An 11,945-nucleotide genomic window follows, 5' to 3' on the forward strand; every position below is an offset into this window, starting at 1 on the left:
GGGTGAAGGGGAGCTTGGCGGGGCGCTTGCCGCGTTCGACGGCGGAGACCATGTCGAGCGAGTACATGATGGCGCCGGCCAGTTGCTCCTGGGTCATCCCGGCCCGTCTGCGGTGGAGTTTGAGGAGTTTCCCGTAGCCGAGCCAGATGGCCGGCGGGTCGTCCTGGTTGGCGATGCCCCGCCGCTGCCGCTTGTCCGTCATGCGTCCGTACCCCCTCGCGATCGGTCCACCCGGGACCAACCGCGAGGCCCACCTCCGGTCACGGCCCTGACCCGTACAGAACCGCGCCCGCCCCGTACACGAACCCGGCGACGGATCAACCCTCAGTGAGGCGGATGCGGGCGAGAATGCCGTTCGGCCCGGCCGCGCGGCGGTACGTGGAGGCGAGGGCGTCGAACTCCGGGAGCGCCGCCCGGAAGTCCCCGCCCACGACGAGGATCGCCGCCCGGCGCCTGTGCAGACACAGCACGCGCGGGCTCTCGGCACCGAGCGCCTCCGCCGCCGGAGCGATGACGGCCCGGAGCACCTCGGCCGCCTGGGCGAAGCGTCCGTCCTCCGCCAGTGCCTTGGCCTGGGCCGCCGCAGCCTTGATCGCGTCCCGCAACCGTGTGGCGGGCGCGGCCTCCGGGGCGCTGCCGGGGGCGCGGGGAGCCGGGCGGGGGAGGGCGGGGAAGACCGTCACAGAGTGAGCAGGGCGAAGAACAGGGCCGAGCCGCCGAGGACGACGAGCTGGGTGGTGAAGGTGATCCACGCCCTCCACCGGAGGGCCGGTACGGCCGTGAACGCCGCTCCGACCGCGCACACCGCGGAAGCCCTCCCGGCCATGCGGGCCGCCGACACCCGGTCGGGCACGGCGTCGAAGCCGTGGGACACCATGACGAGGTAGAACAACGCGCCGACCAGAAAGGCGTCCAGCAGGAACAGCAGTGCCGCCACCGAGGCGTCAGTGCCTCGCGAAGTCTTCGTCCGGGCCGTGCTCTCCATGCCTCGATCGTGTCGGAGACCGCGGCTGAAGACATGAGTGACCGTACCCAGATCCCGGCGGACCGAGTGGTCGCCGGTGCGCTGACACGCCCGGTTCCGGGAGACCTTGGTGGGAAGCCCGTACGGAGTGGGAGTGTGGGTCTGCCTCCGGTGCAGTACCGGAGGGGACCGCGGGTCCGGAGCCGGGTGGGGACGGCCCGCCGGGGGCCGGGCCCTCGCCGGACGTTGATCGGATGTTGATGGTTCGTTGATCGGCGGCGGGCAGGGTGGCCGCATGGCGATCGATTTTTCCGGTCCAGTGAGGCAGTTGCCCGGATGGTGGGAGCGCGCGTTGTGCGCGCAGATCGGCTCCGAACCGTTCTTCCCGGAGCCGGGCAGGACACCGTCCGAGGCCAAGCGGATCTGCCAGTCGTGCGAGGGGCGCATAGAGTGCCTGGAGTACGCCCTCACCCATGACGAGCGCTACGGCGTGTGGGGCGGGCTCTCGGAGGAGGAGCGCCGCAGGCTCAAGCGCGCCTGACGGTGAGCCGACGACGTGGGCGGCCTCGACCGTGCCGGGCCCGGCGGCGGAAAGGGAAAAGCCGCCCGTCCCCGGCTTCCGGGGGCGGACGGCGAGACGCCCTGGGGTCGGGCGGTCGGCGGGTGGTTACGCGTGGCCGCTGTAGGCGATGCTGCACGAGAAGAACTCGCCCTTGACCGCACAGAGCTGGATGTAGACCGTGGTGTCCTCCTTCAGGTCACCGGTGTTCCACGGGCTGTAGTAGACGGCCGAGTGCCCGCGCGTGGTGGCGACGCGCCCCGTCGCCGGGCTGATCATGCTGGCCTCCAGGCCGTACCCGTCGGAAAGCCGATCCACCACGCGGAACGCGTCGCCGGGGTCGCCGTCGCGGGGGTCGCCGCGCCACTCCATGAGACCCGCGTAGGTGCCCTGGTAGTAGGCGGAGATGGTGAAGCTCCCGTCGGAGGACACCGCGCTCTTCTCGAAGGTCCAGTCGGCGGCCGCCGCGTTGCTCGCCCCGAGCGTGACGGAAGTGCCGACGAAGAGCGCACTCGCCGCCAGGAGTGTGGCGACCCGGTTCCTCAGTCGCGTCCTCAACATGTCATTCCCCCCAAATAGTTCGCGAGTTCGAAGATCTGAGGATCATGGTCTACCCGGCCCGTTTCGTCAACTACCGGATGTCGGATGACGGCGTCCGGCCGCCGGTGACCGCCCCCCGAATCGCAGCATGAGCGTCGTGAGGTGATGCCGACGTGCTGCTCCGGGTGAGGCCCGGCCTGCGCCCCTGGCCTCACGGGACCACCACGCACGAGGCGCTGCGAAGCCGCCGGCCAGGCCGTTTCGCCGGTAGCCCACGGCGTCGGCCAGGCCGTGCGGTCAGACCGTTCCGTCAGGCCGTGCGGTAGCCGTCCACGGTCTCCGCGTAGGGCCTGAGGTGCGGGGCGAGTTCGCGGCCGAGCAGCTCGGCGTCCCGCGGGGGGAGGGTCAGGACGGTGCGGCGCAGGCGGACGCTCCACGAGGCGGGGTCGGGGAAGACCGACAGGCGCGGCACCAGGTCGCGCAGCACCAGCCCCTCGCGGTACGGCGCCAGGGCCTCGATGCGCAGGTCGCAGCCCTCGGTGAAGTCGCGGTCGCCGAAGCGGACCGGCTCGGGCAGGACGCGGACCGGGCCGGCGACCCGGGCGCGTGCCATGATCCGGCCGAGGTCGCGGGTGGGGTTCCGGAAGCAGCCGCGGGTGGTGTAGAGCAACAGCTCGTCGCCCTCGGCGAGGGCGGACGTGGACCGGCCCCGGGGAAAGGCCATGCGCTGGGCCGTGACGACCCAGGTCAGTGGCTCCCGGTCGCCGATGATCAGGAGGTGCGTCGCTGCCACGGGGCCACCCTAGCGCGGCGCGCCGCCGCGCCCGGCGATGCCGTTGCCCGCACCGGAGGCGGGCGGTAGGAAGGGCGCATGACTGCTCTCGGCGTGGTGTTCCGGCCCCAACTACCCCCTGAACGGCTGCGCGGCGCGGCCCGCGCGGCGGACGCCGCGGGCCTGGAGGAGCTGTGGCTGTGGGAGGACTGCTTCCTCCACAGCGGCATCGCCGCCGCGAGCGCGGCCCTGGCCTGGACGGAGCGGCTGCGCGTCGGGGTGGGCCTGCTGCCGGTGCCCCTGCGGAACGTCGCCCTGACCGCGATGGAGACCGCCACCGTGCACCGGATGTTCCCTGGGCGCTTCGTCCTGGGCGTCGGCCACGGCGTGCAGAGCTGGATGGGGCAGGTCGGCGCGCGGGCGGAGTCGCCCGTGACGCTGCTGCGCGAGTACCTCGACGCGCTGCGGGCGCTGCTGCGGGGCGAGGAGGTCACCACGGACGGCCGCTACGTGCGGCTCGACGGCGTCGCCCTCGACTGGCCGCCGCCGGCGGCGGCCCCGGTGCTCGCCGGGGCGACCGGGCCGCGTTCCCTGCGGCTGTCCGGCGAGGCCGCGGACGGCACCGTCCTCACCGCCGACACCCCGCCCGACGGGGTCCGCCGGGCCCGCCGGCTCGTCGACGAGGGGCGGGCCACCGCCGGGCGCACCGACCGCCACGAGGTGGTCGTCTACCTCCACGCGGCGACCGGGCCGGACGCGGAGGCGCGGATGCGGGCCGAACTCGACGACCGCCCCGACCCCTCGGCGCCCACGTACGCGGCAGTCGGGGACGCCGGGACCGTCGCGGCGGCCGTACGGCTGCTGGCGGAGGCCGGGGCCGGCACCGTGGTCCTCCAGCCCACCGCCGGTGAGCCGGACATCGAGGGCTTCGTGCGCTTCGCCGCCGAGGAGGTCCGCCCGCTGGTCCCCTGACCCCGGCACCGGCACCGGCCCCGGCACCTGCACCGGCGCCGCCGGCCGTACCCGTACGGTCGGCGGCGCACCGGCCGCCGGGCTAGTCGCAGGGCTCCCCGCCGACCACGAACGTGCCGCTGCGGTGGCGGGGCACCAGGTCCACCTGGATGCGGTGGGTGGTGTCCTTGCTGGTCCCACCGCCCAGGTCGGCCGTGACCACGCCGATGCGCAGGCCCGTACGGCCGGTGCCCTCGCGGCGGACCTGCACGGCCACCTCCAGGCTGACCCGGTCCACGGCGAAGCGCAGCTCGCCGTCCTGGTCGTCGCCCTCGCGCTGCGCCGCCGTCAGCTCCGCGCGGATCTGGCGGATCACGTCCGCCAGGCCGACGGTGTCCTCGGAGTTCGCCACCGTTCAACCCCCCTTGAAAAGCCTACCGATTGACACCGAAAGGCTACAGAGAGAAGCGGTGGGCGCGTATGCTGCCGACGTATGGGGGAGGGTGTCACACGGGGAACGCCGGGCACGGAGGAGCACACCGCGGGGGAGGCGTGGCGGGTCCGCATCCGTTCCCGGGAATCGCGCAGGGTCATCGGCTCGGGCGTGCTGCTCGGCGGGAACACGGTGCTGACCTGCGCCCACGTGCTGAACGACCGGACGACGTCCGTCACCGTCGACTTCCCCGAGATCGAGGGGGCCGACAGCTCCACCGCCACCGTCGTCGACGGCTGCTGGATCCCGCCGCAGCGGGACGACCGGGGGGACGTGGCCCTGCTGCGCCTGCACCGGCCGCCGCCCGGCGGCCACACCGCCCCGCTGCTGCGGGCGGCGGTGCGCGGGATGCGGGTGGAGATGTGCGGCTACGCCGAATCGGTCCGCGGCGCCCGGGGCGCGGCGCTGGAGGCGACGGTGAGCATGAAGTTCGGCGAGCGCGTGCAGCTCAACCTGCGGCCCTCGCAACTGCCGCGGCGCGGTTTCAGCGGCGGACCGGTGCTGGACATGAACCAACCGCCCAGCGTGCTGGGCATCACGGTCACCCAGTACCTCGACGCCGACGCGCCGGAGCCGCTGGCCATGGCGCACATGATCCCGGTGGAGACCATCGTCAAACACCTGCCGGACCTGCGGCGCTGGGTCCGGGGACGCCGGGGGGTGGAGCCGTCCCTGGCCTCGGACGCGTCCTCGGCGCCGGTGACCGACCCCGGCTACGCCGAACGGCTCGCCGCCTGGCTCGGGGGCGGGAACCGGTCCCCGGTCTACGTCACGGAGGTCCAGCGGGGGTCCGAACGGCACCGCACCCTCCAGCGCGCCCTGGCCCTCGCCGACCGCGAACTGTCCGTGGAGGTCCCCACGGTGCTGTCCACGGACCCCGCCTCCACCGTGCCCCCGGTCGGCAGCCTCGACCTGGCCGTCGACGCGCGGGGGGCGACGGCCGACGAGGTGGTCGCCCAGGTCGCCGAGCGCATGAACCTCAAGGAGCCGGACCCGGCGCGGGCGCTGGAGCGGCTGCGCGCGGGCCGCATGCCGCTGACCCTCGCGCTGCTGGGGGTGAACGAGGCCGCCGACCCGGGCCGGCTGGCCGGGCTGTGCGGCGAGTTCGCCGAGCGCGGCTGCCGCCAGTTGCTGGTCTTCCACGGCACGGGCACCCGGATCGACCAGGCGGCCGAGGAGGAACTGGTCCTGCGGTACCGCATGGGCGCGCTGGCCGAGCGGCTCGACGCGCTCGACGGGCGGTTGCGGGACCTGGCGCGGGCCAGGGTCCGGCTGGCCGGTGTGGAGCCCCCGGACGGCGATGTGACGCGGCTGCACGTGGACCTGTCCTGGCTGCGGCACGCCCACCGCACCGGCACGGGCCCGCCGCCGCAGCGGGCGCGCGCCGCGCTGGACGCCCTGGAGCGCGGCATCCGGCGGGCGGAGCAGAAGGCGGATGCCGCGTGGGAGGCGGCCGAGCGGGGGTACGAGCGGCGGGCGGCGCTCCGCGGGGAGCTGCGGGCCTACCGGCACCTGGCCGTCCGGCACGGCCGGATCGAGGACGTCGACCTCGACCAGGAGTACCGCGCGGCCTACGACGCGCTGCACACCGGGCCGTTCGAGCCGGAGGGCGCGGCGAGGGCGGTCGCCCGCTACGTGTCCGCGCTCCGCCGCGCGCTCGGCTGGCCCCCGGCGGAGGAGCCCGGGCCGGGAGGTCCGGGGGAGGGCCCGGGAGAGCGCCCGCGGGGACGCGCGGAGGAGGAGCGGTGAACGGACGGCGGACGGTGCACGACGCGGGACCGGAACCGGCCGGGGAGGCGCCGCTGCTGGACCTCCCCGAGGTGCTCCCGCCCGACGACCCGGCCGCCCTCGTCCTGTCCGACCCCGTCCCGCCCCGCCAGGGCCGTCCCTGCGGCAACCGCGCGTGCCGCCGGCCGGTCGGCCGGCCCTACCGGGACCTGCCCCCGCGGTACGAGGGCTACTGCGCGGAGTGCGGCACCCCCTACTCCCTGCTCCCCCAGCTCAGAGCGGGGGAGCCGCTGGACGGCGGGCGCTACGAGGTGCGCGGCCCGCTGGCCCACGGCGGCCTGGGCTGGGTCTACCTGGCGGTCGACACCCGGCTGCGCGACCGCCCGGTCGTCCTCAAGGGCGTGCTCAACCCGCACGATCCCGGGGCGCGGGAGCAGATGCTGGAGGAGCGGAACCAGATGATCGCCATCGGCCACGAGTCGATCGTGCGGATCGTCGACTACGTGCCCCACCGGCCCGGTGACGGCAGGATCCCCGCCGACTACATCGTGATGGAGTACATCGGCGGCAAGTCGCTGCGCAGGATCCTGGAGGAGACGCGGCGGGGTCAGGGGCTCGGCCCCGACGAGCCCCTGACCCTGGAGCACGTCGCCCGCTACGGCTGCCAGATCCTGGGTGCCCTGGCGGTCCTGCACGACCGCGGCCTGGTCTACTCCGACATGAAGCCCGACAACGTCATCCACCGCGGCACCCGCGTCGTGCTCATCGACCTGGGCGGGGTGCAGCGGCCGGACGACGTCGGCCGCACGCCCGTCACCACCGAGGGCTACGCCGCCCCCGAGACCGGCCGCGGCCGGGGGACGCCCACCGTCGCGCACGACATCCACACCGTCGGCCGGACCCTGGAGGAGCTGGCCCGGGCAGCGGTGGACGGCGCCCCCGGCGCCCCCGGCACCGGGCTGGGCCACGACTCCTTCCACCGGCTGGTGAAGCGCGCCACCGACGGCGACCCGCGGCACCGGTTCACCTCCGCCGAGGAGATGTCCGGGCAACTGGAGGGCATACTGCGGGAGTTGATCTCGCTGCGGACGGGACGGCAGTACACCCGGCCGTCCGACGTCTTCGCGCCCACCCAGGCCCTCCTGGACGCCGGGCTGGGCTCCGTGCCCGGCCTCGGCCACTGGCGGGGCCGCCGGGCCAGGGACTACCGGCGCACCGTCACCGGCCCCCCGCTGGAGTCCGGCCGCCCCACCCCCGCCCAGGTCGCCGTGGGGCTGCCGGTGCCGCTGCCGCGCCGCGACGACCCGGCCATCGTCCAGTTGCGCCTGCCCGCGCCGCAGGACCCGCGCGCGGTGGTGCGGCAACTGAAGCGGTTCCTGGACGAGGACGGCCGGGGGCCCAGCGTGGAGGTCCAACTGCGGCTGTGCCGGGCCCACCTGGACGTGCGGGAGGGGCTGCCGGAAGGGCACCGGGACCGCGCCGGGGAGCTGGACGAGGCGGAGGAGCGGCTGCGGGAGGCGGAGGCCATCCTCGGCCTCCCCTCGGGCAGCCAGGCCGTGCCCGACTGGCGCATCGCCTGGCACCGCGGCCTGGTCCGCCTCGCCCGGCAGGAGGTGGAGACCGCCGAGGAGAACTTCGAGCAGGTCTACGACGCCCTGCCGGGGGAGTACGCGCCCAAGCTGGCCCTGGGCTACTGCGCCGAGCACCGCGGCGACCTGGAGCGGGCCCGGCGCCTCTACCACGCGGTGTGGCAGCGCAACACCCAGCAGGGCAGCGCCGCCTTCGGCCTGGCCCGGGTCCACCTGGCCCGGGGCGAACGCGAACGGGCCGCCGGCGTGTTCGACCGGGTGCCGCCGATGTCGCGGCACTACGACGCCGCCCGGATCGCCGCGGTGCGGGTCCGGGCCGCCCGGCTCCGCCCGGAACAGGGCACCCTGCCCGGCTGGCGCAGCCTGGCGGACGCCCAGCGGGAGCTGCCCCGGCTGGACCTCGACGGCGGGGCGGCGTCCGGGCCCGAACGCACCCGGCTCACCGCCGAGCTGCGCGAGTGGGCGCTGGACTGGATCCAGCGGGTCACCGGGACGGCCGCGGACGCGGCGGAGGGGGAGCGCGCGCGGGAGGAGGACCGCGCGCACCTGGCGGAACTGGCCGGCGAGCTGTTCGGGGGGCGGCGCCGGAAGGAGCCGCCCGCAGGGAAGCCACCCACGGAGGAGCCGCCCGCGGGGGAGCCGCCCACGGAGGCCGGCCTGCGCACGCTGCTGGCGGCCTCCTTCCACGACCTGGCCCACCTGCCCGGTGCCACCAGGGCGGAGAACGAGCACCTCGTGGACTGCTCCAACGCCGTCTTCCCCCGCACCTGGTTCGTCCGACCCAAGGAGCCGCTTCGATGACCGATCCCGCGGCCGGCCCGGCGCCGGGACCCGTGACCGGCCCGCCGGGCGCCGGACCGCCCCGCTTCCGCATGGGCGTGGCACCCGCCTACGAGCAGTACGCCCGCGGCGGCGGCCCCGGCGCCCACGGCGACCACGAGGTGCACGTGATCGTGGAGATCCGGGCGGAGGGCCTGGACGCGGCCGTGCCGCGCCGTCCTCCGCAGCGGTCCGAGGTCATCATCATCGACTGCTCGGGCTCCATGGCCCACCCCACCCTCCGCAAGATCGCCGCCGCCCGGAAGGCCGCCGCGGCGGCGATCGAGAGGCTCCCGGACGGCACCCACTTCGCCCTCGTGGCGGGCACCGACACCGCCCGGCTCGTCTACCCGCCGCCGGGCCCGGCCGGGCCCGGTACCGTCGCCGCCTCGCCCGCCTCCCGCGCCGACGGCAGCCGCACGGCCCTGACCCTGGACGTCCACGGCGGCACCCGGATCTCCGCCTGGCTCTCCCTGGCCCGCAGGCTGCTCACCGCGCGCCCCGGCGCCACCTTCCGGCACGCCCTGCTGCTCACCGACGGCCGGGACGAGCACGGCCGGGTCGAGGAGCTGCGGCGCGTCCTGGACGACTGCGCGGGCGAGTTCACCTGCGACGCCCTGGGCATCGGCGCGGACTGGGACGCCGCACAGCTCCAGCAGATCGCCGACCGGCTGCACGGCCGGGCGGAGGCGGTCGTCGAGGAGGGCGCGGAGGGGTTCGAGGACCAGCTCACCCGGGTGTTCGGCGAGCTGATCGGGGCGTCCACCCGCCGGACGCTGCCGCAACTGACGCTGGGCGTGCGCACCGAGCCGTACCTGGAGATCACCCTCTTCCGGCAGGTCAACCCGACCGTGCTGGACCTGACGGACACCGCCGTCCACGACGGCGACCGGACGTGCTTCCCGACCGGGGCGTGGGGCGACGAGACCCGCTGGTACGAGCTGAGGATGCGCGTGGACCCCGACCACCCCGACCACCCCGCCCACCGGGAGCCGCACACCGCGCGGATCGCCTCCCTGCGGCTGGAGGCCGAGGGCTCCGGGGACGTGGTGCTGCCGCGGGAGGAACCGGTCACCGTCCACTGGACGCAGGAGTACCCGCCGCTGACCGACCCCGGCGTCCACGGACGGCACTTCCAGCGCCATGCCGAACTCCAGGAGGCCTCCTGGGCGGGCTCCACCGCCCTGTACCGGGACGACATCCCCGCCGCCGAACGGGAGTTGGGCAAGGCCGTGCGCCTGGCGCACGAACTCGGCGCCACGGCCCACCTCAAGCAGCTCCGCAAGCTGGTGATCGTCGAGAACGCGGCCCTCGGCCGGGTGCGGGTCCGCGACGTCATCACCCCCGAGGACGTCAACGTGGTGGGGATCATGAGCGGCCACACCACGCCCCCGCCGAGCGCGCTCGGCGGGGACGCCGGGCCCGCGGAGGGGACGACGCACAGCGACGACAGGCCCGCGCGCTGCTCCCGGTGCAGGGAATGGGTGCGGCCGGGGCGGTTCTGCGAGAACTGCGGACACCCCCTGGGGGAGGGACGGTGATGGGCACCCGGCGCCTGCTGGTGCTCCAGCTCGGCGGGCTGGTGGCGCTGGCCGCGCTCGCCTCGGCGGCGCTGTTCGGCGCGTACCACGACACCCACCGCCGCCCCGGCGACGTACGGGACCGGACCGCGCCGGCGGTCCTGGAGGTCGCCGCCGCCCGCAGCGCGCTGATGAGCGCCCACCTGGCCGCCCGCACCCACCTCAGCTCCAGCCTGACCGACGAGACCAGCACCGACGAGACGTACCGCACCCAGATCGGGGCGGCCACCCAGAGCCTGTCGCAGATCGCCGACCGGCAGGTCGCGGGCGAGGCCGGCAAGCACACGCTGAGCACCGTCAACGCCCTGCTCGTGGTCTACCAGGAGGCGATCGCCCTGGCGGTGCGGCACGCGGAGCGGAGCGACCTGCGCGAGGCGTGGTTCCACAGCGCCGACACCATCCTCAACCGCGGGGAGAGCGGCATCCTGTCCCGGCTCGACGAACTCCAGGACGACCAGCTCGACCGGCTGGTGGAGCAGACGGCGTTCACCGGGCCGCGGTGGACGGCCTGGCGGCTGGCCGCGGCGGCCCTGCTCGTCCTGGCGGTGGCACTGGTCGTCGTGCAGTGGCAGCTCAACCGGCGCTTTCCGCAGCGCCTGAACCCCTGCCTGCTGGCGGCGTGCCTGATCCTCCTGGCGGCGGTGCTGCCGGTGGGGTGGGCGCAGGAGACCCAGCGGCGGCTGGACGCCGCCCGCGCGGAGCTGACGTCGGCCGCCGAACGGCACCGGGGCGTGCGGGCCGACAGCGTACTGGAGAAGAAGGGGCTGGAGCGGATGCGGGTCAACACCGCGGAGACGCTGGACAAGGTGACGCGCGAGCTGGACAGGACGGCCGCCCGGCAGGACGGGATCGCGGTGATCCCGGCGGGCGGCGCCGCCGTCGCGGTGCTGTCCTGGATCGGGCTGCAACGGCACCTGGGCCAGTACAGGTTCCGGTCATGAGGCGGGCCGCGGCGAGGGGCGGGGCGCGGACCCGCCGGACCCGCGGGGCCCGCGCCGCCCGCACGGTGGTGCTGGTGCTGCTGTGCCTGCTGCTCGCATCGGGGCCGACGGGCTGCGCCCGCCGGAGCGACGGGCCGAGCCACACCCTGACGGTCCTGGGCCCCTGGACGGGGCGGGAGGCGGAGTCCTTCAGGAGGCTGCTGGACCGCTTCGAACAGGAGCAACAGGGGCACCAGGGGCAGGAGCGCGTCCGCGTCGACTACCAGGGCACCACCGCCACCCGCGAGGTGCTGCTCTCCAGCGTGCTGGCGGGCGACCCGCCGGACATCGCGGTGCTGCCCGTCCTCGGCGACCTGGCCGACTACGCGCAGCGCGGCCAGTTGCGGCGGCTGGACGACGACGTCCTCCCGGACGACGACGCCTACGAGGGCCCGTGGCTGTCGCAGCCGGCCGGGATGTCCGAACGCCGGCGCTACTGGCTGCCGGTCAAGATCGACCTCAAGAGCATCGTCTGGCACGAGCGGGGGAGCGACCCGCACGCCGTCGCCGGGGACGTGGACCGCTGGTGCATCGGCATGGGAGCCGACGCCACCTCCGGCTGGCCCGGCAGCGACTGGATCGAGGACATCCTCCTCCAGCAGTCCGGCGCCGACGCCTACAACCGGTGGGCGACCGGGAACATGAAGTGGACCGACGACCCCGTCGTGGACGCCTGGCGGACCTGGGGCGCGTTCATGTCGGGCGACGGCAGGGGCGAGGCGGCCCGGGCCGCACTGGTCACCGACCACCGCGGCCCGGAGGGCGGCACCGGCCTGCTCTTCGACCCCGGGCGGCCCTGCGACCTGGAGCACCAGGGCAGCTTCGCCCGCAGCCTGTACGGCCACGACGCCCCGCGCGCCACCTTCGTGCCGTCCCCGCAGGTGCTGCCCGGCGCGGACCGGACGAGCCCGGACCGGGAGGTGTCCGGGGACTTCGCGGCGATGTTCCGCATGAGCGCGCAGGGCAGGGC

The 11,945-nt window shown here is 75.2% G+C and carries 13 protein-coding genes; 7 read left to right on the plus strand and 6 right to left on the minus strand.

The features are described 5' to 3' along the window. From VE546_RS25740 to VE546_RS25750, 3 genes are all read right to left on the minus strand, one after another. On the minus strand, nucleotides 1-202 hold a 202-nt coding region (locus VE546_RS25740; RefSeq protein WP_324926403.1), incomplete at its 3' end, for a helix-turn-helix transcriptional regulator. 115 nt (nucleotides 203-317) lie between these two features. Next, a complete protein-coding gene (locus tag VE546_RS25745) occupies nucleotides 318-683 on the minus strand; it encodes a hypothetical protein (protein ID WP_324926405.1) in 366 nt (121 codons plus the stop codon). After that, nucleotides 680-985 (minus strand): transporter, encoded by a 306-nt coding sequence (locus VE546_RS25750; RefSeq protein ID WP_324926407.1) that lies wholly within the window; start codon nucleotides 983-985, stop codon nucleotides 680-682. Before VE546_RS25750 ends, VE546_RS25745 begins: the two co-directional genes overlap by 4 nt. Before the next feature lie 274 nt (nucleotides 986-1,259). Here VE546_RS25750 and VE546_RS25755 point away from each other — a divergent pair, with 274 nt between their 5' ends. After that, a complete protein-coding gene (locus VE546_RS25755; protein WP_324926408.1) occupies nucleotides 1,260-1,505 on the plus strand; it encodes a WhiB family transcriptional regulator in 246 nt (81 codons plus the stop codon). Between the two features lie 126 nt (nucleotides 1,506-1,631). On the opposite strand, the gene VE546_RS25760 is transcribed toward VE546_RS25755, so the two are convergent. Both VE546_RS25760 and VE546_RS25765 read right to left on the minus strand, forming a co-directional pair. Then, entirely contained in the window at nucleotides 1,632-2,084 is a 453-nt protein-coding gene (locus tag VE546_RS25760; protein ID WP_324926410.1) for a hypothetical protein, read from the minus strand. Between the two features lie 289 nt (nucleotides 2,085-2,373). Next, nucleotides 2,374-2,856, minus strand: a complete 483-nt coding sequence (locus VE546_RS25765) for a hypothetical protein (protein WP_324926412.1) — start codon at nucleotides 2,854-2,856, stop codon at nucleotides 2,374-2,376. Between the two features lie 78 nt (nucleotides 2,857-2,934). Here VE546_RS25765 and VE546_RS25770 point away from each other — a divergent pair, with 78 nt between their 5' ends. Further along, complete coding sequence (locus tag VE546_RS25770; RefSeq protein ID WP_324926414.1) at nucleotides 2,935-3,807, plus strand: LLM class flavin-dependent oxidoreductase; 873 nt, start codon at nucleotides 2,935-2,937, stop codon at nucleotides 3,805-3,807. 82 nt (nucleotides 3,808-3,889) lie between these two features. On the opposite strand, the gene VE546_RS25775 is transcribed toward VE546_RS25770, so the two are convergent. Continuing rightward, on the minus strand, nucleotides 3,890-4,198 hold the full coding sequence (locus tag VE546_RS25775; protein WP_324926416.1) for a trypco2 family protein: 309 nt from the start codon (nucleotides 4,196-4,198) through the stop codon (nucleotides 3,890-3,892). Nucleotides 4,199-4,279: 81 nt separating this feature from the next. Between VE546_RS25775 and VE546_RS25780 the strand changes: the two genes are divergently transcribed. The 5 genes from VE546_RS25780 to VE546_RS25800 form a co-directional block, all read left to right on the plus strand. Further along, on the plus strand, nucleotides 4,280-6,028 hold the full coding sequence (locus VE546_RS25780; protein WP_324926418.1) for a serine protease: 1,749 nt from the start codon (nucleotides 4,280-4,282) through the stop codon (nucleotides 6,026-6,028). After that, nucleotides 6,025-8,397 carry a serine/threonine-protein kinase gene (locus tag VE546_RS25785; protein WP_324926420.1) on the plus strand — a complete coding sequence of 791 codons (2,373 nt, stop codon included), beginning with the start codon at nucleotides 6,025-6,027 and terminating at the stop codon, nucleotides 8,395-8,397. Before VE546_RS25780 ends, VE546_RS25785 begins: the two co-directional genes overlap by 4 nt. Then, nucleotides 8,394-9,956 carry a vWA domain-containing protein gene (locus VE546_RS25790; RefSeq protein WP_324926423.1) on the plus strand — a complete coding sequence of 521 codons (1,563 nt, stop codon included), beginning with the start codon at nucleotides 8,394-8,396 and terminating at the stop codon, nucleotides 9,954-9,956. The genes VE546_RS25785 and VE546_RS25790 overlap by 4 nt, the downstream gene beginning before the upstream one ends. Further along, the gene (locus VE546_RS25795; protein ID WP_324926425.1) at nucleotides 9,956-10,936 is read left to right on the plus strand and encodes a hypothetical protein; all 981 of its coding nucleotides are present in this window, start codon (nucleotides 9,956-9,958) and stop codon (nucleotides 10,934-10,936) included. The genes VE546_RS25790 and VE546_RS25795 overlap by 1 nt, the downstream gene beginning before the upstream one ends. Further along, on the plus strand, nucleotides 10,933-11,945 hold a 1,013-nt coding region (locus tag VE546_RS25800), incomplete at its 3' end, for an extracellular solute-binding protein (protein ID WP_324926427.1). The genes VE546_RS25795 and VE546_RS25800, both read left to right, overlap by 4 nt.

It is taken from the genome of Streptomyces sp., from assembly GCF_035644915.1.
Taxonomy (GTDB): domain Bacteria; phylum Actinomycetota; class Actinomycetes; order Streptomycetales; family Streptomycetaceae; genus Streptomyces.